The sequence below is a fragment of the Pseudomonas alliivorans genome (assembly GCF_017826695.1).
GTDB classification, from domain to species: Bacteria; Pseudomonadota; Gammaproteobacteria; order Pseudomonadales; family Pseudomonadaceae; genus Aquipseudomonas; species Aquipseudomonas alliivorans.
In genome coordinates this window covers 1-26,302 of record NZ_JAFFZW010000005.1, presented here as the reverse complement: position 1 = coordinate 26,302, position 26,302 = coordinate 1, and the positions used below count along the sequence as shown (strand labels likewise).

The window sequence follows — 26,302 nt, the reverse complement described above, 5'->3', positions numbered from 1 at the left end:
CGGTAATAATTCAATATTTTTTGAGAACGCGCTTGACGACCTCCTGAAAAACACGTTTAATGCGCCCCGTTGCCCAGATAGCTCAGTCGGTAGAGCAGGGGATTGAAAATCCCCGTGTCGGCGGTTCGATTCCGTCTCTGGGCACCACCTTTCGTTTTCAGGTGATGCCAGTCACACCTGAAAACACACAAGAAGCCCGCCTCGTGCGGGCTTTTTGTTGCCTGCAATTTGTTGCCTGCAATTTCCCGTTCTTCTGGACGTTGCCTCGACCGGTCCAAGCGATAGCGGCTCAACTCATCAACGGCGCCCAGCGCTTGATCAAAACAGCTTGGATCAGGGCCAAGTCAGCAACCCGGCCCCACTTATTAACGGTTTCCCTCACCGTTTCTGAAAACGCGTCCCCACCCTCAACCCCATTGAACTAATCCCCCGCCCATCCCCTCGAAACTCATACATTTGTTTTCAAAGGGAAAAATCCTGTGCTCAAGTTTACCGCCTCCGCCCTCATCATCGCCGCCACCCTTGGCCTCGCCGCCTGCGACAGCAAATCCGAGCAGAAAGCGCAGGATGCTCAGGCGCATCAGGAAAACGCTCAGCAGAAGATGGAATCGGCTCAGGCCAAAGTGAACGACGCGGCGAAAGAGAACGCCGAAGCCGCCAAAGACAAGGCTGCGTCCAAGGAAGCGGCTGCCGAAGAGTCCAAGACCTTCGTGCCGACCTCCGAAGTGACGAACACCGTTCAAACACCTGAAAAAAAGTAAAAACGGCCTGTTTTCTTCACAAAGTTTTCACAGCCGATAAGCCATTGTAGAGCTGCTCCCAAGTGTGAATCCTTAAGCCCGCTCCCCCATCGCGGGCTTTTCTTTGTCCGGCGTTTGGCGCTGACCGCGTCTTGCCGGAATCCCCCGCTGATCCCGCGTGCATCCCTCCCGTCCAAAACGCTGTTACAGCCGCTAATGCCTTATGACTTGTTGTCGATAGCCTGACAACGAGGGTTACGCAAAACCACAGCAGGGGCAGTTTATGTTCGGAAATAAAAGCAAAAACGAACTGGCAGCCATGAAGGCAGAAGTAGATAGCGCAAAAGGACTGATGGGCGCACTTGAAAAATCGATGGCGGTGGTCGAGCTGGATCTGGATGGCAGAATTCTGCGCGCCAACGACAACTTTCTAACAGCGATGGGTTATCGGGCGGAAGAGCTTGCCGGCAAGACCCACCGCGACTTCTGTGAACCTGAACTGGCGCGCAGTCGCGAATATGCCGATCTATGGGCATCGCTGCGTACAGGCAAATTCATTTCCGGCACCTTCAAACGTGTAGGCAAGAACGCAAAAAGCGTCTGGCTTGAAGCCAGCTACAACCCTGTGGTCGATACTCAGGGCAAAGTGATCAAGGTGGTCAAGTACGCGCTCGACGTCACCCAAAAGGTCATGCTCGAAAACGAAACCCACAGCAAGCTCAATGCAGTGGATCGGGCCATGGCGGTGTGCGAGTTCGACCCTGCTGGCCATGTACTGACAGCCAACGATAACTTCCTGCATGTGATGGGTTTTTCACTGACGGACATCAAAGGCAAACACCACAAGACCTTCTGTGAACCGACGTTCGTCAACAGCTCGGAGTACACCGAGTTCTGGCGCAAGCTGAACCACGGTGAGTTCGTGGGCGGCCAGTTCAAACGTCTGGGCAAGCATGGCCGGGTCGTCTGGCTGGAAGCGACCTACAACCCGGTCTATGACGTCGAGGGCAAGCTGTACAAGATCGTGAAGTTCGCCAGCGACATCACTGACCGCGTGGAAAAGCAGGAAGCCGACGCACACGGCGCGTCCAAGGCCTATCACATCTCGGCCGAAACCGAGAAAGTGGCCGAACAGGGCACCCTGGTGATCCAGGAAACGGCACGCGAGATGCGGCAGATTGCCGAAAACATCGGCGCATCCGCCAGACTGGTCGGCCAGTTGGGTGATCGATCGGAACAGATCACGGCCATCGTCAACACCATCCGCGGCATTGCCGACCAGACCAACCTGCTGGCGCTCAACGCGGCCATCGAGGCTGCAAGGGCTGGCGATCAGGGGCGTGGCTTTGCGGTTGTGGCCGATGAAGTCCGGCAACTGGCGGGACGCACCAGCGGCTCGACCACAGAAATCGCCGAGATGATCGGCAAGATTCTGGCCGAGACACGCGAGGCGGTCGCAAGCATGAGCGCGACTCAGGAAGGCGCAAACCGCGGCGTCACGCTGGCGGATCAGGCCGGACAGGTGATCGTGCAGATTCGTGACGGTGCGAGCGATGCCGTCGAAGCAGTCAGCATGTTTGCCAACCGCATGGACGAGGCAGAAGCGTTCGCCAAAACCGGCAAAAAATGACCGTTGGCTGTGCCGCAACACTGAAAGCCCGCGCCCTGCGGGCTTTTATGTTTTCGCCCCCCGGCCTTGGCTATTCGGGCGCTGTGCGCTTCAATAGCCGCCATTGCCCTTACCGCCTGACAAAGGACCGCCTCATGGCCTCGCCAGACAAGCAACAAAAACGTGCCAAGCGCGCAAAGATCAAGGCCAAGCAGAACCGCTCGGGCAAGTCACCGACCAATGTCGTGCATCCAGTGTTCGCCTCTGCGCTGGTCAACCAGCCGTTCGACGATGTGCAACTGGACATGAGCACGTTCGACTTCAAGGACATCGTTGAAAACGGTTTCGACCCAGCCGACTACGAAGACCTGTTCGACACCATGAAGGCCGCCGAGGCCATCAGCCAGCTGGCGATGTGTCTGGTGTTCCTGCAATACCCGGTGCTGGCGCTGGTGGTTTCGGAAGAAGATGAAGAGGAAGCGACCGACTTCATGATGGGCCTGCTCATCACCTACCGCGCCATCCATCACAACGAAGACGAAGACACCGCCGTGGAGTGGGTCGAGGGCAAGGCATTTCAGGCAGACTTCCAGATGGCGTCGGACCTGCTGATGAAGCGCGACACCAGGGCGATGCGCTGAGGGGGCGAGGGTTTGCGATCATCCATGATCACCAAGTCTTCGAAGTACCGCTGTCGCGAAGCAAACGCGGGGCGTAGTGGGAGGCGGCTTGCCGGCGATTTGGTCTCTTATGCGACCGATCAGCGACTGAGCTGACGCCAGCGCCGGCAAGCTGCCTTCCACGGTACTGTGTTTGCAGCGAGACAGCGGTGCTTCCTGGACAGTGCCAACGCGGGGCGTTGGCACCATCAGATACAGGTCACATCACCCCAGCGCAGCCGCTCCGACCCGCGAAGCCTTGCGGCGGCGGGAAACGATCAGGCCGGCACTGACCACCAGCAGGCTGAGCAGGCCGGTCGCAACGATTTCGATGCGGTGCTCTTCCTGGATCAGCATGATTGTCAACACCGCGACGATGAACACAATTACCATCCAGGTCAGCCAAGGGAACAGCCACATCTTGAAGTCGATGGGCTCACCCGCCGCAATACGCTTCTGACGCATGCGCAGTTGCGACACGGCGATCACCAGATACACCAGCAACGCGATGGCGCCGGAGCTGGCCAGCAGGAAGTCGAACACAGCGGCAGGCGCGATGTAGTTGGCGAATACGGTCAGGAAGGCAGCAGCTGTCGACAGCAGAACCGCCCAGTAAGGCGTGCCACCTTTGCTGGTGCGCCTGGACAGTGCAGGTGCGTCACCGCGCTTGCCCAGCGAGAACAGCATGCGCGACGCGGTGTACAGCGCCGAATTGAGGCAACTGGTCACCGCAACCAACACCACCAGATCGACAATCAGCTTCGCGTTGGGAATGCCCATGGCATCCAGCACAGTCTGGTACGAGCCCACTTCCGCCAGACGCGGGTCGTTCCACGGCACCAGCGACACAACGATGAAAATCGAAACCAGATAGAACAGGAAGATCCGCCAGATCACCGAATTGGTGGCCTTGGTAATCTGCTTGCCCGGATTCTTGGATTCCGCCGCCGCAATCGTGACGATCTCGGTGCCCATGAACGAGAACATGGTGGTCAGCATCGCCGCCAGCACGGCGCCCATGCCATTGGGCAGGAAACCGCCCGTGTCGAACAGATGGCTGACACCGCTGACCTGGCTGGTCGGCAGCAGGCCGAAGATCGCCGCCACACCCAGCACCACGAACGCAATGATCGCCACGACCTTGATCAGCGCGAACCAGAACTCGAACTCGCCGTAGTTCTTCACACTGAACAGGTTGGTGGCCGTCAGCAGCAAGGTGATGACCAGCGTAAACATCCAGATGGCGATGTTCGGAAACCAGGCGTGCAGAATGGTCGCCGCCGCGTTGGCTTCCAGCGGAATCACCAGCACCCAGAACCACCAGTACAGATAGCCGATGGTGAAACCGGCCCAATGCCCGATGGCTCGGTCGGCGTACGTCGAGAATGAACCGGTGTCAGGCGAGGCGACAGCCATTTCGGCCAGCATGCGCATCACCAGCACCACGAGCGTCCCCGCTGCGGCATAAGCCAGCAGCACGGCAGGTCCGGCCTCGGCAATGGCGTGGCCGGAACCGACGAACAAACCGGCGCCGATGACGCCAGCGATCGACAGCATGGTGATGTGTCGAGGTTTCAGCCCTTGTTCGAGCTCGGAAGAGTTAGCGGTACTGCTCATAAAACCACCTGTGCAAGACGAGCGAGGCACACCGATGCGTCTCGTAAAAAGAAACCAACGGTGCCGTTCTTTATTATTGACGCAAGAATTACGCCAAAATATTTCAAAAACGACGTCGCTCACGAAACACAAGGGTTGTAGCCGGGCAGCCCATGAGTGGACAAATTGAAAATAGGGTCTATGGCGTAGGATTTGTTACCTGACGCCCCAAAACCCACCCGCGCCACTGCACCGAAAATGCACACCTCACACCATAAAGCCCATCAATGGTGCATAAGGACAGTCACCGCTCGGCAAAAGCTGCTTCCAACACCCGGCCAAAAATGGCAACATCGCGCCTTTTTCGCGCACGCCCACCTCCAACGGGTACTCGATTCACACGCTCGCCTGCTATTTGGCGACCGTCTGCTGCGGCGATTCGACAAACCGTAAAACGCTGTCACATTCACCGTTCGGCGCAGTTGGTTGTCTTTTGAACGCTGTGCTAGCTTGGCGCTCGCCTCGCAGAAGAGCGCACAACACTATGAGGACCCCACATGGCTGAGGCCACGCCCGCCCTGGAAATCCGCAACCTGCACAAACGCTACGATCAGCTGGAGGTGCTCAAGGGCATCTCGCTGACAGCGCGTGAAGGTGACGTCATCTCGATTCTGGGTTCATCCGGCTCAGGCAAGTCCACCTTGCTGCGCTGCATCAATCTTCTGGAAAACCCGCATCAGGGTCAGATTCTGGTCGCAGGCGAAGAACTCAAGCTCAAGACCGCGCGCAATGGCGAACTGGTTGCTGCCGACAATAAGCAGATCAATCGCCTGCGCAGCGAGATCGGTTTCGTGTTCCAGAACTTCAACCTGTGGCCGCACATGAGCGTGCTCGATAACATCATCGAAGCGCCGCGCCGCGTGCTGGGCCAGAGCAAGGCCGAAGCCATCGAAGTTGCCGAAGCGCTGCTGGCCAAGGTCGGTATCGCCGACAAGCGCCACGCCTACCCGGCCCAGCTCTCGGGCGGTCAGCAACAGCGCGCGGCCATTGCGCGCACGCTGGCCATGCAACCCAAAGTCATTCTGTTCGACGAGCCGACCTCGGCACTCGATCCGGAAATGGTTCAGGAAGTGCTCAACGTTATCCGCGCGCTGGCCGAAGAAGGCCGAACCATGCTGCTGGTGACCCACGAAATGAATTTTGCACGCCAGGTTTCAAGTGAAATCGTGTTTTTGCATCAAGGAATGGTCGAAGAACAGGGCACACCACAGCAAGTGTTCGAGAACCCGCTGTCGGTAAGGTGCAAACAATTCATGTCGAGTCACCGCTAACGGAGCAACACCCATGCAGACGTACAAGAAGATCCTGCTGGTCGCAGCGGCCACCCTGGCTTTCACGACCAGTGCTTTTGCCGAAACCTTGAAGATGGGTATCGAAGCGGCCTACCCGCCGTTCAACAACAAGGACGCCAGCGGTCAGGTCGTGGGGTTCGACTATGAGATTGGCCAGGCACTGTGCGCCAAGCTCAAGGCGGAATGCCAGGTGGTGACCTCTGACTGGGACGGCATCATCCCGGCCCTCAACGCGCAGAAGTTCGACTTCCTGATCTCGTCGCTGTCGATCACCGACGAGCGCAAGCAGGTCGTGGACTTCACTGATCCGTACTACTCGAACAAGCTGCAATTCATTGCGCCGAAGACCACGTCTATCGACGTCTCGTCGATCGACAAGGCCAAGGAAAGCCTTGAAGGCAAAGCCGTGGGCGCACAGCGCTCGACACTGGCCGCCACGTGGCTGGAAGACAAGTTGGGCATCCTTGATGCCAAGCTGTATGACACTCAGGAAAACGCCTTCCTTGATCTGGTGTCCGGCCGTGTTGACGCCATGCTGGCCGACAAGTACGTCAGCTATGAATGGCTGAAAAGCGATGCGGGCAAGAACTTCGAGTTCAAGGGCGAGCCTGTCGAGCAGAACGACAAGATCGGCATCGCCGTGCGCAAGGGCGACCCGCTGCGTGAGCGCCTGAACACCGCCCTGAAAGAAATCATCGCTGACGGCACTTACAAGAAGATCAACGACAAGTATTTCCCTTTCAGCATTCTCTGATTCACCCGACAGCGCCGCCGCGGCCTCGATTCGAGGCCCGGCGACCTGTCCTGAATAAGCCTGCCCATGAACATTGATCTCCACGGATTCGGCCCGGCCCTTGCGGCTGGTGCGCTGATGACCGTCCAACTGGCCCTTTCGGCCCTGTGCCTGGGCCTGATACTCGGCCTGCTCGGTGCCCTGGCCAAAACCTCGCCCTACAAGCCTCTGCAATGGCTGGGCGGTACTTACTCAACCATCGTGCGCGGCGTTCCCGAACTGCTCTGGGTATTGCTGATCTATTTCGGCACCGTCAACGGCATGCGCGCGCTGGGTGAAGTGTTCGGCAAGCCGGACCTGGCGCTGAGCGCGTTCGCCGCGGGCGTCATCGCGCTGGGCCTGTGTTTCGGCGCATACGCCACCGAAGTGTTTCGCGGCGCCATTCTCGCCATTCCCAAAGGTCATCGTGAGGCAGGCCTTGCGCTGGGCATGTCGCGCACGCGCATCCTCTACAAGCTGATCCTGCCGCAGATGTGGCGTATCGCCCTGCCGGGCCTGGGCAACCTGTTCATGATCCTGATGAAAGACACCGCGCTGGTCTCGGTGATCGGCCTCGAGGAAATCATGCGCCATGCGCAGATCGCCGTCGGCTTCACCAAGGAAGCGTTTACCTTCTATATGGTCGCGGCCATCATGTACCTAGGCCTGACCGTACTGGCGATGATTGGCATGTACTTCCTGGAAAAACGCGCCGCCCGCGGCTTTGCGAGGAGCGCATCATGAACTGGGACGTCATCATCAAATGGCTGCCACGCCTGGCACAGGGCGCCACCCTGACGCTGGAACTGGTAGCCATTGCGGTCATTGCGGGCCTGATTCTCGCCATCCCGCTGGGCATCGCCCGTGCCTCACGGCACTGGCCGGTACGCGCCCTGCCCTACGCCTACATTTTCTTCTTCCGCGGCACGCCGCTGCTGGTTCAATTGTTTCTGGTCTACTACGGCCTGGCGCAGTTCGATGCCGTGCGCCAAAGCTCGCTGTGGCCATATCTGCGTGATCCGTTCTGGTGTGCGGTCATCACCATGACCCTGCACACCGCCGCCTACATCGCAGAAATCCTGCGCGGCGCAATCCAGGCTGTACCGCCCGGCGAAGTCGAAGCGGCAAGGGCGTTGGGCATGTCGAAGTGGAAAGCACTGTTCTACATTGTCCTGCCACGCGCCGCCCGTATCGGCCTGCCTGCCTACAGCAATGAAGTGATCCTGATGCTCAAGGCCAGCGCCCTGGCCAGCACCGTCACGCTGCTGGAACTGACCGGCATGGCTCGCACGATCATTGCGCGCACCTACATGCCGGTCGAGATTTTCTTCGCCGCCGGTATGTTCTACCTTGTCATGGCGTTCGTGCTGGTACAGGGCTTCCGCCTGCTGGAAAAGCTGTTACGCGTAGACGCGAGCCAGGGTCGCTGATATGAAGGGGGCTGGCTTTCAGCCGGCCAGTCTCCCAAGTGAAGCCGCCGATCATGATTTCTGAACCCAACCTGCAGAACGACACGCTTCGCAGCCACTTTGGTGCGCTGGACAGCTTCCTGTTCGCGCATCAGGGATTATGGCGACCCAAGCCCTTCACCCATCTGTATCTGCCGTGGGAAGGCCAATACCCGGAAATGGCCCTCTGGCTGCGCCAACGTACGCTCGAACAGGCTGAAGCGGCGCACCTGGACCCGGACCAGCTCGACGCACCCTTCCCGTTTTCGGCACTGGCGTCCGAAGCCGTTGCGCTGAGTCAGGTTGCCGAATTGCCCGTCTACCCACTCGCCCCCGCCGAGCCGCGCATGAGCGTCGATGTGCCGGGGCGTAAATGGCAGCAGATCGAAGCTTTCGCCCGTCATGTAGACACCGGACAGTCAGGCACGCACTGGCTGGACTGGTGCGCAGGCAAGGGCCATCTGGGTCGTCGCCTGACCGACCGCGGTCAGCAACTCACCTGCATCGAGCGCGACCCGGCACTGATCGAAGCAGGCCTTACGCTGAGTGCCCGCCAAGGCCTTAATGCCGAGCATGTGCAACAGGACGTCATGGCCGATGACGCGTGGCGCTGTCTGCAACCGCACCACACGCCCGTCGCGCTGCATGCCTGCGGCGACCTGCATGTACAACTGATGCAAGTGGCCAGCCACACCGGCTGCCAGCGCATGGCGATTGCGCCCTGCTGTTACAACCGCACCCGCTTCGATCACTACCAGCCGCTGTCCCGCGAAGGCCAAGCCTCGGGGCTTGCGTTGTCGCGTGACGAACTCGGCTTGCCGTTGAGTGAGACCGTGACCGCTGGCGCCCGTGTCCGCCGCCAGCGGGACACCTCGATGGCACGCCGCTTGGGCTTCGATCTGCTGCAGCGCACCCTGCGCGACATTGATGCATACCTGCCCACCCCCTCATTGCCCGTCTCGTGGCTCGACGTTCCCTATGAAGATTACTGCCGTCATCTGGCTCGACTGAAAAACCTGCCATTGTCGGGCGAACAGAACTGGGCGCAATGGGAGGCAGCGGGCTGGCAGCGACTGGCTCAGGTGCGCAACCTGGAACTGGTCCGAAACCTGTTTCGGCGCCCGCTGGAGATGTGGCTGGTGCTCGATAGAGCGCTGTATCTTCAGGAGCAGGGTTACCACGTCAGCGTGGGGACGTTCTGTCAGCGTCCGCTTACGCCTCGCAACCTGCTGATACTGGGTCACAAATGAGGCTGTAAAACCACAGAATATCCTGTGGATAAGTCTGTTGATGAAAATTCTGAATGGCGCGTTAAAGCTTGGTACACCAGTAACTGAAGTCCCTGATTTTTCCTGCCTGCTCCGTCAGGAACCCACGAAAACAGTGGTTTGCGACACAGTCCGGGTATTTGCACACTTATTGGCATGTACGCAAATATTTATGTAGCGATTGTGCATAAAGATTTAGTAAGGGCTCTGGAACGGGCCTGTTGCAGTACCGGATCGCGTGCGGGTAACACGCCGTAAACGATCCGGTCTGCAAGCGGATTTCAGGCTTCTTCGACACACTCCAAAGATCGTTCGACCATGACCTTGGCCATTTCAGCCATGTGCATCGCAGCAAACGCCAGATCCCGTTTCGACCCGACCAACTCATCGCCTAGTTCATAAGCGGTTGCCGAGGCGCAGCGCAGAAAGTCCAGTGCATGCAGTAACGTCGCTTCCAGATTCATGTAATCGGTACTGTTGTCTTGAGATTCGGTGTGGGTTCGACCTATGGGCAGGTAACACGCCATCGCACGCTTGACGACGGCCTGATCGAAGACCGGTGCGCCGGTGGATGCTTTGGAGGGTGGATCGGGGGTGACTTTGACCATGTTCTGGCTCCTTCGATGAAATCGCTGTCCTCTCGCTACTAAACGAAAGGGCGGCGACTGTGCACGAGTTAGTAGACCGGTGAGCCAGGCAACCGGCGCACCCGAAGGCGCCAAGCGCACAGCCGCCATAGCATCGGGACGGACCTGATGAAACACGGTTGTGATGCCTTGCTCATTGCGGGCTACTAAACCCCATCGCTGATGGGCAGCGACGGACGGGAGAGTAGAAGCACAGATGGCAAGGCACAAGTGGGTCGGGATTCTCTCGGAAATGTCCCGCAAAGGAAAGAGACAGAGCCTTCAAAAACACGCCTGAAAGCGTTGCAAAGCGTGAGTTACGCCGGCTGCCGATCGTTCCTCACGCTCCGCGTTCGCATGCCGCCCAGGACGCTCCGCGTCCGCTTCGAACTGCTAATGGACGCCTGAAATGTGAAGCGCCCCTAAAACTGATCATCCTTCAACCGCGTAAACGGCACACTGCGCCCCTGCAACTTGCGCAACGTCAGCTTGTACGCACTGGACTTGATCTGGCTGCCCATTGGCGTCTCTTCCAGCAGAATCCGACCCGAGACAAACGCACAGCCCGTATCCAGCATCTTGTACTTGAGCAGGTACAAACCTGCGTCCATCTTGGCGAACGAGAACGAAGCCCCCACCGGAATGTACGCATGCCGGAACGCCTTGCGCCCCACCGCGTCGGTGACCTTCGCGTACACCGCAGAACCGCCTGCCGTGTTATCGACAGTGATCTGCGACCAGCCATTGTCCTTGAGCGTCGGCATGTCTTTCACATAGCCCGCCTTCTGCGGCCAGGGCGCGCCCATCGGATCAACCGTCGGCACCTCACACTCGGACGCAGCCACGTCTGCCGCCTTCTCAGGCACGCTGACAGGCTCAACCACAGGTTCGGGCGCAACAGCAGGCTTGACCCACGGCTGAACCACAGGCACCGATTCGGTCGGCACGAAGGACTTGCCAGCATTGGGGTCGTACCCCATCCACGCGCCGCCCGCGCAGAAAATCACAAACACCGCCGCCCAGCGCCACGCACTGCCGTGGCGCTGACTTCTGGACGGTGGTGGAGAAGCATTGGCCCGACGCTCAGGGCCGGTATAGGCGGAGTGCTGCGATGCAGCAGACGCCGAGCCCGACGCACTGGCATACACATGAACAGCACGCCCACGCATCGCCTGCACCTGCCTGCGGCGTGCAGCGTCTTCGCGAGCCCGTTGCTCATCGGCCACCAACTGCGCGTCATACGCCGCGCGTCTGCCAGCATCGGCCAGCACATCGTGAGACGCGTTGACGACACTCATCATGTCCGAAGCGTAAGGGTCGGAATTCCTGTCCGGGTGCAGCTTCTGAGCGATCTTGCGATAAGCCTTCTTGATCTGGTCAGGAGAGGCATCGCGAGCGACATTCAGCAGCTCGTAATGCGTGGGCGTTCTCTGCATTGCACTTGCTGTCCATGGCCGACTGCCATTTTGATACAGCTGTATCGGCCAGAACCGCCCGAACTCCAATCGCAATGCTACAGACCCGATACAAACGCAAAAAAATGCCCGGATCCTGAGATCCGGGCATCGTTTTAAAGCATCGAGACCATCAAAGACCCGCCGAAGCGACCTTGACCGTACCCGACTCGGTGACGACTTCATCATCGTCCAGACGCACATTCATGCGATTCAGACGGCAATGCATAGCCTCTCTGTCACCTGACGCCTGTCCGAGCGGACAAAACGTCGTTACCAATATCTCCAAACCGCTTCTCAGTGAATGGCCGGCCTACGGTGTACTGCATCCCCGAAGTCCCGCAACGATCCTTCGTGTCATTCAACGGATAATCCTTTATCCCTGACTGAAAAGTGAACGCCCCTCGCCGCCTGACTCAGTGGCTTGGGCCGTTGAGAACAAGCCTATGCAAAGCGCCCCGAGCGTGCAAATGGCCCAAAAGCGTCCAGCTCGTCCTGAACGCTGAACGACGCCAGATAGCCACCACCGTCTAAGTTATTGATTCGCATGAACAGGTTAAAAATCGACGCAGGTTATAGCCAAATCACCCTCATCGTCACATGCTCAAACCGGCACGCCGAAAAGCCCTTCTACCCGCCATCAGGCAGCCTAATCCGCCAAACCACAGAGAAACGTCCTGCATCCACCACCGCCCCCGTCCTGCACCCCGACCCCGAGGCGCACCGGCGGTCAAATTTTTTCAACTGAATCAGTCAGCTAGGGTTTACAAGCGCATCAGACTCTATATACTCGCAGCCCATTACGCCGGTATAGCTCAGTTGGTAGAGCAACTGACTTGTAATCAGTAGGTCCCGGGTTCGACTCCTGGTGCCGGCACCATATAAATCAAGGGCTTGCAGCGATGCAGGCCCTTGTTTTTTCCCACAGACGTAATAAGCCACGTAACAAGGCCACCGATCGGGCCTGTCTTACGCGCTCCACGTCGAGCTCCAACCGCAGCTACAGACGCTCATGAGCATTAGCGCGAGACCCTGGCCAACCGCTCGATACAGGGTGCCCCGCTCAAAATCTGAGGGGGGTCAGAAAAAAGGTAATATTAGTAATACGGCTCGGGAAAAATGGCTGCAGCCCTTGCAGCCCGTGGCTTTCAGCGTTTTCAGGCAAAGGTAATATTGAAGCGATACACAGTCGATAATATTACCTTTTACTAAAGCTATATTTTCATTTCCTAAAACCCAATGAATCAGGGGGTTTCAGGAAAATATTACCTTTCATATCGCTTCATATTACCTTTCGATGTAATACGCGCAGCCCAGTAAAACCTTGGCCTCCAGCCTAGGTTCGTGGGTCATATAGCTAATATCGCTCTTTTTGAAAACACCCTCCCATACCTGAGATTCGATCTCATTTAAAACGGCTTTTTTCAAACCGCCGACTGCAGCGGATTAAGGTCTTCAGGTCGTCACCAGTACGTGTAACCGTGTGCAACGTCCAAAGCATCCTGAGTGCGGCTATAGCCCCCGTCCTGCGTGCGTTGTAGAGGTTTAACCTGATCTGGCTATCGATGCCCTGGTGCGCCGCTTCAGGACTGGTGTCGATTTGGAAAACCACCTTCCTCCTCGGTTTTCCAACTTTTCACCCAAGCGGGCCGGCCCCCCGAGGTTTGCCACCATCTGTACCGCTCCGTCGCTCACTCTGTAAGGCGCTGACATTTTTCTGCATAAGCTTGCACGTTGTGCAATTGCCGCTTCCCTGAGCAACCCCACGGCTGGCCTAGGCTGGGGTAGTGCTTTCATCGCATCTGGATTTGCACAAAAAACGGACGCGGAGCCCGTCGGCGGGAGGGGGATAAGTGCTTTTCGCAGATGTTTTTTTTCCCGAGAATTCTTTTGGCGAGACGCTCAATGTCCGGGAATAGATTTTCACTGACGTCCGGGGATAGTCGTCATTATGCCCAAGGCGCAGTGGTCCAGCACGTTTACGCCGGGAATGATGGCGTCGCTCATGGCGCTAGTGGGTGATGAGATGGGCAGTGTGTTGCAGACGGTCAGTGGTACATTCTCGCCGCGCTGATTATGGGGACAAGGTGTGGTGATTGACACCACACCTGACCAGCAAGCCATTGGGGTTTCCCCAGCGACTGAATGCCCAACACAAGGATTTGATATGAACCCACATTTGATGCCAGCCCCCTTCTATGAGGACACCGTTGTGCTGGAAGTCAGATAACGGAAGCATCGTTATCGTCGCCGTGAATGGCGAGCCCTTCTGTAAGCGGCTTCGCCTCAAAGGAGGCGGTGTCATTCTGCAGTTGGAGAAACCTTACCTTTTTTTGCACTTATCAAGGTCTTCTTGAGTTTGTAAGTTAGTGGTCACGCCTAGCCGGTACTTGCAGTACTGGATAACCAACTTCCGCTCCACCTCATTTAACTCATTCAAATTTTTGTCATCTGACTCGTACGCGAAAATGTTTTCAAACCTCATCTGAAAAGTCGGGCTTTTCTTGATGAAAAATACTTTTTCCGAATAGGCGTCCTCCATCTTTTCATAAAAGCCGATGTAAAGGACGACGGCAAGTGTGATTGCGAAGAAGATAGTCAAGGATTTCATGATGAAGGTGGTGGCAAAAGTTTGGTTTTGATTCGAAGGTTTCTCACGAGTTCCATTCCAATGTTGCCTGGACAAATCTTCCCTTCGCCGGCTTGCATGGGAAATTCACGATGTCCGCCTAAAGTGGTCACTCTAAAAACGCTGGACAGGGCCTGGATCAAGGTAAGAAGAGTGTCGATTTGTATGCCGGGAATTTTCTGGTCCATGTTGCCGTTGAGGGTTTCAAGAGCCTGACGGGCGAGAGCAACCATGTCGCCACCTTCTTCAGCAGTTGTCAGGTTCTCTAGCAAAACGATCCCAATTACACCTGTGTTGTAATTATGTACGCTTGAGCCTTTGAATCGTATGTCGCGTCCTTCAAAGACTGTTCCCGTACAGTCGATACCGTAGTGGTAACCGATATCATCAAACTTAGCCTGATGCTCACTTTGAATCGCGCGCATTTGTCCTGCTCCGGCACCGCAGCCCATACTTCGGCCTGCATGATGCAGGGCGATCATTGAGTAGTCCCAATCATCGACCATCGCACCTTTTGCTTTATGTGCTCCCCATGACGATCTTTCTACGAACTCACATTTATTTTTACTGAGAAGCCTGATGATCGCTTCTCGTGTTGCTGCACGATCATTAATCGTAATTTCAATCGGGATTGGACACATGAGCTCGCCAGGTTTTAATTCTTGCGCAGTTGCCTGTGTAGCAAACTTGGCGGGCATTACTGTTCCTCCGAGAGTTCGTGAAGTATCCGGTTGGGAGCATTGAACTTGATATGAAGTGATATTTTCGAGGTGGGAGATGGTGCTTTTACGTGTGCAATCCCGTTCGCGTCTGTTACGCCTGGAGTTTGCACACCGTCAACGGTCGCGACAAACTCCCTGAGGGCTAAGGGCTTGCCCGTTTCACTATCGCTTATACTGAATGACTGCCCGAAAGTTTTCTGGAGAAACAAGGGTAATGGTGGGATAAACGGTGCCGGTGTATGGGTATCACCGATGATCACCGTACCCGAGCCACCAATCACAACGTCGCCGTGCGTGCCGACAGTGCCGACTAGTGCGGCATTCTTGCCATTGATAAAAACCGTTGCTGACACACCTGAAGTTAAAGCGCTGCCACAGGTGCAGGTGTCGCCTTTGGTAGCGGCTGCAAGACCGTCGAAGAAAACGTCTGGAGATCCGGAGGCAATGGCTTTGGCGCCATGTCCGGGCATTGGGCAACTGGTGGGATCGGTGATTCGTGCGGCTGGCTTTGCCATGCAAGACTTCCTGTCAGTGATGTTACCGAGAGCCTACTGTAAAAATAACGACGTAACACTCTGTCCATTCTCTTGACTGCAAATGAAACCCCAGCCCATCTCTCTCAAGCTTTTCTATCTGTCCTGGCATCGCTCACATCCATTTTGAATCGACGAAGTAGTGACTATGGCACAAGCGTACCTCTGTTGAAATCCGCGTCAGTGACTCCTCAAAATAAAATGGTAACGTCACAGCGTGATCGGTTTCAGTAATCCTGATAACAGTACCGCCTTCGCGGCATCTGCAGTGAAGGCCGCTGCGTTCCCCGGTACCGGACTCGGCCCATGCTGGTGAGCTGCCAACTGGGTGTTCATGTCTTGTACAAGATCGAGGAGATCGCACACGACTTGAAAGATGTTCACTCCGCCCGACCCAACCCAGTTTTTAGGAGCCTGCAAACGCTGGCTCTTATTGGTGATGCTCTCGCGCAAGCCCTGGATTCGTTCGTGCATGTCGCCCCCCACCGTGGCGTTGTGCTTCTGGCCGACTACCAGGTTCAGGTCACGGCCCGTCGCCTGGTGCAGGTCATGAACGGCTGCCAGACTCGCAGAACCTCCCGACAGCAGCTTGAGCGCCCCCAGGGCCTCGATCTTCTTCACGCACCCACTGACTCGGTCGAATGATCATCTACCGTCCTGGTGTGGCTCTGGAAGCGCTCAGCGTTGGTCATCGCGTCGACTTCTCGCTCAATCGCCTGATCCTGAATCTTACCGTCGGTCTTTCGCAACCAGTTGCCGTCCGCGTCGACGCGCTGTTGCACAGCATCACTGTGCTGCCACACCTGGTCACCTTTGGGTACTTTCGGCAGCGTCAGGCCGTGCGGCAGGATGGTCTGGATGTAGGGCTTGTTCGGCAGGCCATGGCGAAACACACGACGACCTGCGTGCCTTCCTCCGGAAAGGCAAAGAACCCCATTTCATCGCCACCCACCGGCATGGGCAGGGGTACGCCTGCCAGGACCGGCAATGCCGGATCGATCTCGCCGTCTGGCCCCATCACCTGCAGGTCGACAGAAAAGCGCGGCCGGAAGTCGTCGCACAGCCCGGCATTGGCCGGCGCATCCGCCACCGCCATGACCTTGGCGAAGCGCGGTAGGTGATAACCGCCGGAAATCTCGGGAAACTGGCGTTCTACACTGCGTTTTATTGCGTCGTCCATTTGATGGCCATCTGTGTGCCGGACAGCGTCACGTTCGTGATCCGCTCGCCCTGGTTGATCGATGCGCCGGGGCGCAGGCCTGGTAGGGCTGCGATCATCGCGCTCTGGTTGCCCTGATAGCCGTCAAACAGGTTGACCGGCAGCTGCAGCGGCGCTCGAGCACCAAAGAAGCTGTCGGCCCAGGCACCGACGAATACCTCGCCGTCTCCCTGCTGCTGCCAGACGAAGTCCTTAATGCCGAATACCCGCGCCATGCTGTCCATCGCCTGGTACCCGGCCGCCAGGTTGTAGAAAAACGGTGTCCGGACACGGGTGTAGCCCTGATCTGGAACACGGAAACGCAGACCGGTCCTGATGCTGATGTCGGCCAGCACGGCGCGCAGATCCACATGACGCAGGTTCATCGGCAAGGGCTGGGCCAGGACCGCGGCTACTTCACGGCACAGCACGACCTGTTCGACGCCGTTAGTGGCGGTGCAGCGCTCCACGTAGCCAATGAAGTGACGCTGCAGGGCCGATTCGTTGTAGCCGATATCGAGCGTCACCAGCCCTTTGACGGTGGCACCGGCCTTGATCGTGAACGTGGCACGGCCCGGACTTTTGAGGTCCAGCCGGACATCGTCCGTGACCAGGGGTACGACTACACCGCCGATCGACAGCACCTTATGCAGCTTCATGCTCATGGCGTGCCGCCCAGGTAGTTGTCGACCTTCTTCAGAACCGCTTCAAACCCTGTCAGCTCTTCGGGCGTACCCGATCCGCTGCCTGCCACACCGTCACCAGGTGCTGACTGAGACGTTACGCCGTTGCCGGCGCGACGATTCTCGACCTTTTCCGGGTTAGACAGCTTCTCACTCAGGGTGAACTGGACGATCCACTGCGCCAGGGTGTCGTCTTCACGGGCGCTGACGCCGTCCGAAAATTCGACCTGGTGTTTGCAGGCGATGCCAAGCCCTGGAAACCCATGTCCGAAAATACCGTGAACAACGCGTTACGGACGATGGGATATGACAACAAAACCGATATCTGCGGACACGGGTTTCGTTCGATGGCCTGCAGCGCTCTGATCGAGTCAGGACTTTGGTCGGAGACAGCTATTGAACGGCAGATGAGCCACAAGGAACGCAACAACGTCCGCGCCGCTTACATCCACAAGGCCGAGTTCATCGAGGAGCGCAGGCTGATCATGAACTGGTGGAGCCGGTACCTGGAGGTCAACCGGCAGGAGCATGTCAGCCCACACGAATTCGCCAACCAGACAGGAGCGAACGTCACTCGCCTAAAAGCAAAACGTGGCGCAACTGAGTAAGCGCTCGGTCCTCATATCTCAGCGATCCGCTTGTCCACGCGGGTCCATCCAAACAGGGCTGCAAAGCCGCCCTGCTTGGATGGACCTCACTTAAAAAATCTAAAGCCCACACAACTGTCTGTGGGAAACCACTGATTTCCACCAGTGGATAATTTCATCCACAGCCGCAGAACTCCCAAAAATTGGAGCCTTGACCCGAATTATCCACAGGCGTAGAAAAGATCGGGCAAAGCGCTGTCGTTGACAGCAACCCAGGTAGCCAGAACCTTTAAGGCTACGCCACATCGTGGTGGTTCTCCCAAAGTGCGATTAGCGTCCGGCGGCTCGCACGGTCACTCACCGAGTGATGGATGCCTACTTCAGATCATTGCCATTGCGGCAAATACATCCCCCTCCCCAGCTGCCCTGCAGCAACCTACCCGCTTGGCCATTTCACTGCGCCAACCTGCGCCCGTCTCTTTCTCCCGGAAAGAGACGGGCGCTCCTACCACTGCTGCAGCCCAACTCGTACAAGGCTTTGCGGCATTCCCTCTCGTGACAATCGGCGTGACAAACACCGAAGTCACCCGCAACAGCGATGCAGATGATGGTGCCGCAGCCCACGGAATGGACTGCACCTGACTGACAGTCAGGCATGCCCCGATCATCGCATCACTGCCTTCACCCGACTCAGGATCTCGCGGCGCTGGTCTCGTCAGCCAGTGCAGCCTCCACCCGCCCACTTCTTCGGATGTGCTCAGGAGGCCAGATCATGAGATGCCCAAGCACCCGGCCGTAAGGAGCCGCCAGTCCCGCGTTAGTGGACAACCCTCACAGGCCGCAGGGGCCTTGATCCCTGATAACACTCAACATTCGTGGCGGGATGACGTGGGGAAAGTTTCAAAGATTTGGCTTCGACAGGAGTTTGATCATGGCATTGGTAGGTAGACGGGATGGGCGGAATTTTGGATATGGACGGCAACTGAGTTATGCCGGGCCACAGGCGTTGCGCGATCTGTTTGGCGGCGGGCATTACGGCACGGTCAAGGCGCACAGTGATCGCTGGCAGGCGTTTGTGCGCTGGTGTCGCTCAGATGATGGACCAAGACTCAACGATGCACGGCAGATAGATCGCCAGATCTTGTCGGATTACGCGGCGCATCTACGTCACTTAGTCGAGCGCGGCGACCTCGCTATCGCCACCGCACAAAACCGATTGTCCAGCGTCAACCGAACCATGGCGGCACTTCGCGGTGATCAGCATGTGAAGGTGCCGAGTCCGAGCAAGGCGTTGGAAATGCAGCGAACCACCATCCGCACGATAGTTCCACAAGGCCAAGACCGCGAACACGTGCAGCGGATCGTCGACGTACTTTACGAACACCAGAAGCCGCGCGCCGCGGCCATCGCTCAGTTAGCGCGAACCACCGGCATGCGCTTACGTGAGGCCATTTTGGCGGACCTACTCCGTCTAAAACGTGAAGCCAAGCAATTCGGTAAGATCAACATTCAGGACGGCACCAAAGGTGGCCGCTCGGGCGCATCAGCTCCTCGTTGGATTACGGTAGATGATCATATTCGTGACGCGCTGAAGTTTGCCGATCAGGTCTCGCCCGACGGCAGCCGCAACCTGCTTGCACCGAACGAAAGCTACCTCGATTTCCAAAAGCGAATCGTCCGTCCAGCCCGGGACACCCTTCATGCGCACAACCTAAAAGGCTTCCACGAACTGCGGGCAGCCTATGCGTGCGAACGCTATGAGCAAATCACCCAGCATCCTGCGCCCATCAACGGTGGCAGTTGCTACCAGCTCGACCGACGCCTCGATCAGGCGGCCCGAGACCAAATCAGCTATGAACTCGGGCACGGCCGTATCGACGTAGTATCGGCGTATATCGGGGGACGAGCTTGAGCAAGCCATTCGATATGGAGTTGTTCCTGGCAAGCGTACTGACCGGGTCGCATGCCACACGCGAGCGTCACCTACGCCAAGCAAAGGCCATTCAAGCGGCGATGTCTAATCGCTGGCACCGTGACAATCCATGGACCTGGCAGCAAAAGCATCTCGACTGGTTTCTAAATCACCACCTGAATCAGCACGCTGAATCGACGCGCTATTACTATCTCCTGACCATCCATTTGCTAACTCTTCGTATAGGGAAATCCTGGCAGTTCAAGCGTTAGGCGAAGGTCAGCAATCGGCCAAAAGTGGCCGACTGACCAACGGTCACACCCTGACATTTCTGGCTGGAAGTTTTCAATCCGTAGAGTTGTAGAAAGACTGACATAAGTCTAAGCCAAACATTAAAACCCCTCCATAAAAATAGATATTACTCATTGCACGTGCATTAGTTGTCTGAATTCCTGTTCGACGGCCGTCCGAGTCTCATGCATTTCGTAATTCACTTTCTCGAACAATTTTTGAAGGTGAGGCGTCTCACCGTGCCCCAGTGCCTCCCCTGACCGCATGGCTACTCTAGCCTGATCCAATGTCTGAGCAGCCGAAACATAGAAGTCTGAAATTCTTTCTGACGTTGCCTTGGAAAAATAAATTTTATTTTTCTCATAAACCTCAACGAAGGCATCGAATTTTGGCAATGCCGATTCATATGCCTGCGTGATTGAAGGTCGTTGTCTCCCAAAATAATCGGGTCGAATAGTTTCATATATGGCTTCGTGCAGATCAACGAGAAGCTTGTAGCTTTCGTCGATAAATACAGCTCTTTTTTCGATCAGATTTGCATGCCCCAATTGAACTAGGTGACGCTCGGTTTGCAATGCGCTTTCCAGATTCTGTGTCTGGCGAGAGTGCTCTGATTTGAGTTTTTCTATAAGAACTTCAAAAGTCGCCTTCTCTCTCAAGCTGATGCGATCCTTCCAAATACTCCCCAGCCAAGCCGAAAGTCCGGTAATGACGATTGCCGCGCCACCAACTTGGCCGATTAAAGAGTTAAATATCTCAAACATATCGAACTACTCCGATAAAAACATAAAAAATTTGTGCGCATAATTTTAAAAAAATCAAGGCCATAGTAGGTTGCCAAAACCTTTAAAAGCTCCAGTCCTTGTCATAGTATTCGCAAGAATAAACTCGCCCGTCGGAAGTTCGGACGGCATCTTTGACGATGTCCGATCTTTTTTTGCGGGCTCGCCTTCCCTACATTATCCATTGCGTCTGTGATCTAGCCACTCGATGCTCTTAGTGATTGGATCAACGCGAACAAATATAAGTCCACTCGGCGGATTGGCATTAGAGTCAAAACCAATTTCGTCAAGCTGCTTTATTCCTGCATGATACTCAGATAGGAAATCCAAAAAAACATTAACTATTTCGTTGTAGTCGTTTTCTACTGACGATTTCTTTGGGAGAAGTAGTTTGAATTTTTTGCCATCATTTGCTTCCGCATATATGGAGAAAGCGAGGGAGTATGGATTTTCCGTACTCAGCTTACCTGCTGATCCTAAGAGGACTGGCTCTATTTTAGGTTGCGACATCACCTTGCCTGCTGTTTCGGAAAGTTTTTCCTTCAGAAGCAAGTAATGGTCCTTACCCATCTCCCCAAAAAGTGCCTTAAAGTAAGGTTTTGCTATGTAAGCCGCGACAATTGGAAAAATAAACCACTCAAGACATGCTTGAGGTCCACTAGGGGGCCTAGACTCAATCGCTATACGGATATTTGGGTTGTGCAATGCCTTCTCGAAATCAATATACAATTCACTTGGCATGCCCTCTTCATAGATTAGTGCAACGTCTGGCTTATTCATCTTTTTTCCTTAATACGTAATGCCGAACACTGCGGCGTGACCAATCGAAAAATCCCGCGCCATCAGACGCGAACAACTATCATTAATGAGCCAGCTCTCGAAGACCATGGACATTCGCCACACTGGAAAACTCAGTCTCCCAAAAAAAATTGCTAAGCTCTTTCAACTATAGCAATATCCAGAGGGGTGGAGTAGCGTTATGCCACGCACGAGATATCACCTAGGGAAAGGAGAATACCAGGAATGAAATATCGTCACTTAAATGTGTTCATGATGAAACCAGATACTGTTATCAACGGTTTCTCGGATCTACTAGTTTTGGATAAGGACGTAGTCCCATATGAACTCGATGCAGATTTTAGCTTAGAAGGAGTTTTATATGTAAAGCGCACAGTTGAAAAAAGGCCGACTTGGGGCGAATTGGTTGACACAATTACCGGAACCAACGTAATACAGATCGGAAACAAATCAAGCTCTGCGGTATTATTCATAAAAACAGATACCGACATATTCGCTATAACTTTTGGTTATGGCCGACACCTAGTAAATCTTGCAAACTTCGCCCAAGACTTCGGGCTAAAAACCGCCTTAAATACTCTTAATCACGAAAGTTTAAGAAGCGTAGATATTCATACATTAGAAGACCAACCGGTTCAAAAAAGATCACAGGCCGCACGCGACTCAGAAATAAGTGTGTTTGGCATTGATATATCTAGAGATATATTGAGAGCTGTGACTGGAACACCTAAACCAGGTATAGATTTCAAAAATATCTCTGGCGGTGACGCAATGTTTTCATTTGGTATTGAAATGGAGATCAGCGATTTACCAACCATAACTGAGAATTTAAAAACCCACTACCTAAAAGATGATTATAAAACAGACTTTCTATGGGTAGATAACGTTAGAAGAATCAAGGAAAAATCACACATAGACCAGTTAGACCGGGTTCTGCTTGAAGCAATTAAAGACCGTGATCCGAGTATAGTTATAACACTACCAGAAATAGAGAAATGGGACTCGATAACCGGCTTCAGCTTTACCCGAGCCAAAAGTGATCGATCACCAACTGTATCATCGGAAAAATATCTATCTACGATTGACAATACAAAGTTATCTATCGAGTCAGTCGAAAGAGATCATTTGTATGTTTTCGATATACATGAAAACGAATTTGATCACTCAATATACAAATGCATCTACTATGAAATAATAAACGCGAACAAAACCAACATAATATTTGGAGGGACCTAGTATGAAATTGACAACTCATTCATAGGGAGAATCAATTCTAGCTTAGCGAATATAGGTGTTTCTGAACTTCAATTTCCATGGGTCTACGTGTGGCGAGAAGCTGAGAAGGCAAAAATAGAGACTGAAGGTGATTACAATATTAGGGCCTCTCAGATGCACGGATATCACTTATTAGACAAGAGACTGATCAAAAGTAACAAATCGACTAGTTCAGTTGAACTGTGCGATTTTCTTTCAACTGAGAAGCAATTCATACACGTCAAACATCGCAAAGGGGGATCTGCTGGACTAAGCCATCTTTTCGCACAAGGGAGCGTCGCCGCAGAGATATTGCTCGGAGACCGAGAATTTAGAAAATCAGCCAGAAAGGTATTGGGTACTTTCAGTAACGCTGCACGCGAAATCATTCCACTCGACAACTTTCGAAGCGCAGAATATGAAGTGGTTTTTCTGATATTGGGCGACGATGCCGCAAACGTGAAAAGCAATCTGCCCTTCTTCAGTAAAGTAAACCTTGTTAGGGCATATGATAGTCTTTCCCAGCGAGGTTACTCCGTAAAAATATCAGCCGCCGCCAAAGTAGAAAGACCATGAACGCTTTCACGGAGATTGAATAATAATGCCCGCGGGTCTCACTGACGCTTTCTCAGAAGATTCAATATGGTTTTCATCCCATATTTCTTACCTAAACGCGATAAAAACAACGGTTCTACATCAGCAGCGAAACCGAGCAATCCCTGAAGCCTAAACACGTCTTTTTGTTCAAGCAGTCCCAGACCATACTTATGGACAAGAGCGCTAATTTCTCGCTTTCTATCACGACCAAGAGAAACTTTATCATCGTTTGTGATTACTAATCCGGTAATCCTGCGGCTCCCTCGCTTAGACAAATGTATCGTCTTATCAACATTCAAGCTTAAGCGTGGGTATTTCAAACTAGACAACAAATCTTTTATTACAGGCACGACGGACTCAGAAGCGTAAGGTAAAGACGTGGAAAATGTTAAATCGTCAGCGTAGCGAGTATAAACAAATTTGTTTTGAGATGCCCAATCAGCTACTACACTATCAAACTCATACATGATGGAGTTCGATAGTATTGGTGAAGCTGGAGAGCCGATACTCAGAGCACCGCCATTCCCTCTATTAATACATGACAGTCTTGCAATATATCGAATTTCTAGCAAATCAAGAAAAGGCAAGCTTTTCTGAAAGTGCGCTATCAGGTCATCAATTTTAATAGACGGGAAGAAGTCTTTAAAATCCAGCTTAACCATGTACTCGTTTGTTCTGTGTGCCTCGGCATTCTTTTTAATGCTTGCACCTTTTACATATGCCGACGCGGCCTCATGAATTGGCAATAGATGAAAAACGTTATGAATCAACCAATGTTGAACATACTTTGTTTCCCTGGCAGGTTGAGAGATTATTCGCAACCCGCCATTCTTTTTTGGAATACTATAAGTTTTATAAGAATAAGGAGCCCTCGAAACCACACGTACTAACTGTTCGCTTGACAATGACAAATCAGCCAACATTTTCTCAAGCGTTTTATGGGCGATCACTTCCCACCCCCAAACAGCCGACGAATAACTCTAAGCCGGTGATTATCTTTTCCCGAAGTATTATAGAACTCTTTACACTCTGTAGAAATACGTAGCTTATCTATCGGCACAGAAGAGCTCGCAGAAAAATTAACCCTGTGGAACTCAGAGTTTCTAGCGACGTAAAATTGGGAATCACTATAAATCTCAAGACTAATGAGCCTGAATCGCTGAAGCAAAAAAAGTTTGCCCCTTAGTTGATCCCTGCCAGTGTCAACTCCTAGCCTGGAAAGGTAATCCAATAGCTCGCTCTCTTTAACGGCAACAAATAGCTTTATAAGCTCATACAAGAGAACAAAAACATGGGAGCTATTGGATACTTTAAGAAGCTGCGATTTCGGCAGTTCGTCCAACTCGCGCTGAACATCAACCACAACATCCTCTATGATCTCAGCAGTTATAGTAAGTGGAAATCCGACTTCAAATGGATAACTTTTTACTGCAGTTCGCTTATCGTTTGAGATATGTCGAAAAATACCTAATTTTATGAATGAGTCATTCTGAAAGTGACCTTCCGAGCAAACAGCAACAATTTTGTCGTTGAACTCCTTCAACTGAGAAAACGCACCAAGCTCAGCTATTGCTCCGGGACTCTCTAGTATGATAACAACCAGAGAGCACATTGCAGCCAACTCCACCTCGAGATCAATCAGATTTCTAAAGATTGCGTCAACTTGCCAATTAGTGACATCCTCAGGCTTGAAGAACTCAATTCTATTATTGAGGTCTGTCTCAAGCGCGTGACGTAGCGACTGTACCGAAGGGGTGGGATCGTCCGGATGCCCCTTTTCAGGCGACCGGCCACCACACAGAAGAACGATGTGAGACTTACAGTACTCGACTCTTGATGACTCTATTTTTATCGATGATAGAGCAGCAAGTCGAGGATCTGTCATTTAGAAGAGGTTCTTTACCAAGAAACAGCCGCAGAGAATATCTGTGGACCGTAATGAGCCCGCGATTGGAGGGCCGCAGATATTCTCTGCGGAATAAATCCAAGCAATTTTCTAGAGTCTGGCTAATCGCCCGACTAAGCATCGGTACCGAGACCGAGCTTGTACGCGTAAAGAACGGGTCGAATATCCCAAACGGCATTGACGCTGTCAATATGACATACGCGAAATTTAAGAATTTTTAGCTCATTCCTCTTTCAGATCACGAATAGTCGCTCATATCAATAACGAACACCCTCCATTATTTGATCCACGATCAGGGTATAAATAGAGGTAGCGCCTCAAAGGCTACGACCTTAAACCATTGATTTTTAACTAAATAGTAATGCGATTTGACTCCTGGTGCCGCACCATACGCAAGACCGAAGAAGGCTCACCGAAAGGTGGGCCTTTTTTGTTTGTGGCGTGCCGGTCCCGCATTGCTCGCGCGACCCTCTTACGCTTTTCAAGAAAGCGCACCGTCAAGGGGCTCGTTCACCTGTAAAGCGACGCACTCCTGCCCCAGAGGCAAGTACCCGCTGCGAGACGATTCATGCAGCGCGGCAAGCCATCCATTTCCACATCACAAACGCTACGCAATCCAGGCAGCAACCGAGCGTTGCAACGCAACAATTCCAACCTCAACGCCGCCCCCAACCAGTCACACTTTGTAACACCCCCGACACACCACTCATCCCTCCCCCCTAAAGCTATCCCCCCACCCCGTCGATACCCCTTGCACATACTCTAATCATGGATTGATGAAATGATTATCTCCTTAAGCACTACTGCCCCTGTAGTGGTCTAATGATTCCGGACACTCATTTAGGCGAGAATATCGCCAGATAGAGGTGTCTGATGACCAAACAAC

General features: G+C 54.0%; 19 protein-coding genes, 2 tRNA genes and 5 pseudogenes. 14 read left to right on the top strand and 12 right to left on the bottom strand.

The window, feature by feature from the left end:
• Window positions 1-71: 71 nt before the first annotated feature.
• From JTJ32_RS14920 to JTJ32_RS14905, 4 genes are all read left to right on the top strand, one after another.
• A tRNA-Phe gene (locus JTJ32_RS14920) sits at window positions 72-147 on the top strand.
• 332 nt (window positions 148-479) lie between these two features.
• The gene (locus JTJ32_RS14915; protein WP_029244073.1) at window positions 480-761 is read left to right on the top strand and encodes a hypothetical protein; all 282 of its coding nucleotides are present in this window, start codon (window positions 480-482) and stop codon (window positions 759-761) included.
• A gap of 262 nt (window positions 762-1,023) precedes the next feature.
• Entirely contained in the window at window positions 1,024-2,370 is a 1,347-nt protein-coding gene (locus tag JTJ32_RS26610) for a methyl-accepting chemotaxis protein (RefSeq protein WP_210042524.1), read from the top strand.
• Window positions 2,371-2,504: 134 nt separating this feature from the next.
• The gene (locus JTJ32_RS14905; RefSeq protein WP_099227282.1) at window positions 2,505-2,990 is read left to right on the top strand and encodes a hypothetical protein; all 486 of its coding nucleotides are present in this window, start codon (window positions 2,505-2,507) and stop codon (window positions 2,988-2,990) included.
• A gap of 243 nt (window positions 2,991-3,233) precedes the next feature.
• Here JTJ32_RS14905 and gabP read toward each other — a convergent pair whose 3' ends face one another.
• Window positions 3,234-4,625, bottom strand: a complete 1,392-nt coding sequence (gene gabP, locus JTJ32_RS14900) for a GABA permease (protein ID WP_184322073.1) — start codon at window positions 4,623-4,625, stop codon at window positions 3,234-3,236.
• 536 nt (window positions 4,626-5,161) lie between these two features.
• On the opposite strand from gabP, the gene JTJ32_RS14895 reads away from it, so the two are divergent.
• The 5 genes and pseudogenes from JTJ32_RS14895 to JTJ32_RS14875 all read left to right on the top strand — a co-directional run bounded on the left by JTJ32_RS14895 (window position 5,162) and on the right by JTJ32_RS14875 (window position 9,426).
• Window positions 5,162-5,935, top strand: a complete 774-nt coding sequence (locus tag JTJ32_RS14895) for an ABC transporter ATP-binding protein (protein ID WP_024685593.1) — start codon at window positions 5,162-5,164, stop codon at window positions 5,933-5,935.
• Window positions 5,936-5,948: 13 nt separating this feature from the next.
• Window positions 5,949-6,710 carry an ABC transporter substrate-binding protein gene (locus JTJ32_RS14890; RefSeq protein ID WP_099227280.1) on the top strand — a complete coding sequence of 254 codons (762 nt, stop codon included), beginning with the start codon at window positions 5,949-5,951 and terminating at the stop codon, window positions 6,708-6,710.
• A gap of 66 nt (window positions 6,711-6,776) precedes the next feature.
• Window positions 6,777-7,472, top strand: a complete 696-nt coding sequence (locus JTJ32_RS14885) for an ABC transporter permease (protein ID WP_099227279.1) — start codon at window positions 6,777-6,779, stop codon at window positions 7,470-7,472.
• Entirely contained in the window at window positions 7,469-8,158 is a 690-nt protein-coding gene (locus tag JTJ32_RS14880; RefSeq protein WP_210042523.1) for an ABC transporter permease, read from the top strand. The genes JTJ32_RS14885 and JTJ32_RS14880 overlap by 4 nt, the downstream gene beginning before the upstream one ends.
• A 1-nt stretch (window position 8,159) precedes the next feature.
• Window positions 8,160-9,426: pseudogene (locus tag JTJ32_RS14875) on the top strand (methyltransferase).
• Window positions 9,427-9,725: 299 nt separating this feature from the next.
• On the opposite strand, the gene JTJ32_RS14870 reads toward JTJ32_RS14875, so the two are convergent.
• Window positions 9,726-10,052 carry a DUF6124 family protein gene (locus tag JTJ32_RS14870; protein WP_210042520.1) on the bottom strand — a complete coding sequence of 109 codons (327 nt, stop codon included), beginning with the start codon at window positions 10,050-10,052 and terminating at the stop codon, window positions 9,726-9,728.
• A gap of 440 nt (window positions 10,053-10,492) precedes the next feature.
• A complete protein-coding gene (locus tag JTJ32_RS14865; RefSeq protein ID WP_099227274.1) occupies window positions 10,493-11,506 on the bottom strand; it encodes a J domain-containing protein in 1,014 nt (337 codons plus the stop codon).
• A gap of 822 nt (window positions 11,507-12,328) precedes the next feature.
• Here JTJ32_RS14865 and JTJ32_RS14860 point away from each other — a divergent pair.
• Window positions 12,329-12,404 (top strand) — tRNA-Thr (locus JTJ32_RS14860).
• A 1,727-nt stretch (window positions 12,405-14,131) separates the two neighbouring features.
• Here JTJ32_RS14860 and JTJ32_RS14855 read toward each other — a convergent pair.
• From JTJ32_RS14855 to JTJ32_RS14835, 5 genes and pseudogenes are all read right to left on the bottom strand, one after another.
• Entirely contained in the window at window positions 14,132-14,851 is a 720-nt protein-coding gene (locus JTJ32_RS14855) for a peptidoglycan recognition protein family protein (protein WP_210042519.1), read from the bottom strand.
• Window positions 14,851-15,390 carry a PAAR domain-containing protein gene (locus tag JTJ32_RS14850; RefSeq protein WP_184322081.1) on the bottom strand — a complete coding sequence of 180 codons (540 nt, stop codon included), beginning with the start codon at window positions 15,388-15,390 and terminating at the stop codon, window positions 14,851-14,853. The genes JTJ32_RS14855 and JTJ32_RS14850 overlap by 1 nt, the downstream gene beginning before the upstream one ends.
• A 228-nt stretch (window positions 15,391-15,618) precedes the next feature.
• Window positions 15,619-16,588: pseudogene (locus JTJ32_RS14845) on the bottom strand (phage baseplate assembly protein V).
• Window positions 16,573-17,271, bottom strand: coding sequence for a hypothetical protein (locus JTJ32_RS14840; protein WP_184322083.1), 699 nt, complete (start codon window positions 17,269-17,271; stop codon window positions 16,573-16,575). The pseudogene JTJ32_RS14845 and the gene JTJ32_RS14840 overlap by 16 nt, the downstream one beginning before the upstream one ends.
• Window positions 17,268-17,519 (bottom strand): annotated as a pseudogene (locus JTJ32_RS14835) (baseplate complex protein); the annotation flags it as partial. The pseudogene JTJ32_RS14835 and the gene JTJ32_RS14840, both read right to left, overlap by 4 nt.
• Here JTJ32_RS14835 and JTJ32_RS14830 point away from each other — a divergent pair.
• The 3 genes and pseudogenes from JTJ32_RS14830 to JTJ32_RS14820 all read left to right on the top strand — a co-directional run.
• Window positions 17,508-17,897: pseudogene (locus JTJ32_RS14830) on the top strand (tyrosine-type recombinase/integrase); the annotation flags it as partial. The pseudogenes JTJ32_RS14835 and JTJ32_RS14830 overlap by 12 nt on opposite strands.
• Before the next feature lie 910 nt (window positions 17,898-18,807).
• Entirely contained in the window at window positions 18,808-19,788 is a 981-nt protein-coding gene (locus JTJ32_RS14825) for an integrase domain-containing protein (RefSeq protein ID WP_210042518.1), read from the top strand.
• Window positions 19,785-20,060 (top strand): hypothetical protein, encoded by a 276-nt coding sequence (locus tag JTJ32_RS14820; protein ID WP_099169306.1) that lies wholly within the window; start codon window positions 19,785-19,787, stop codon window positions 20,058-20,060. Before JTJ32_RS14825 ends, JTJ32_RS14820 begins: the two co-directional genes overlap by 4 nt.
• Window positions 20,061-20,210: 150 nt before the next feature.
• Here JTJ32_RS14820 and JTJ32_RS14815 read toward each other — a convergent pair whose 3' ends face one another.
• Window positions 20,211-20,843 carry a hypothetical protein gene (locus JTJ32_RS14815; RefSeq protein WP_069553461.1) on the bottom strand — a complete coding sequence of 211 codons (633 nt, stop codon included), beginning with the start codon at window positions 20,841-20,843 and terminating at the stop codon, window positions 20,211-20,213.
• Between the two features lie 195 nt (window positions 20,844-21,038).
• A complete protein-coding gene (locus JTJ32_RS14810; RefSeq protein WP_210042517.1) occupies window positions 21,039-21,641 on the bottom strand; it encodes a hypothetical protein in 603 nt (200 codons plus the stop codon).
• A gap of 243 nt (window positions 21,642-21,884) precedes the next feature.
• On the opposite strand from JTJ32_RS14810, the pseudogene JTJ32_RS14805 reads away from it, so the two are divergent.
• A pseudogene (locus JTJ32_RS14805) lies at window positions 21,885-23,489 on the top strand (DUF6119 family protein).
• A 38-nt stretch (window positions 23,490-23,527) separates the two neighbouring features.
• On the opposite strand, the gene JTJ32_RS14800 reads toward JTJ32_RS14805, so the two are convergent.
• Window positions 23,528-24,460 carry a retron St85 family RNA-directed DNA polymerase gene (locus JTJ32_RS14800; RefSeq protein WP_210042516.1) on the bottom strand — a complete coding sequence of 311 codons (933 nt, stop codon included), beginning with the start codon at window positions 24,458-24,460 and terminating at the stop codon, window positions 23,528-23,530.
• Complete coding sequence (locus JTJ32_RS14795; protein WP_210042515.1) at window positions 24,457-25,395, bottom strand: retron St85 family effector protein; 939 nt, start codon at window positions 25,393-25,395, stop codon at window positions 24,457-24,459. Before JTJ32_RS14795 ends, JTJ32_RS14800 begins: the two co-directional genes overlap by 4 nt.
• Window positions 25,396-26,302 lie beyond the last annotated feature (907 nt).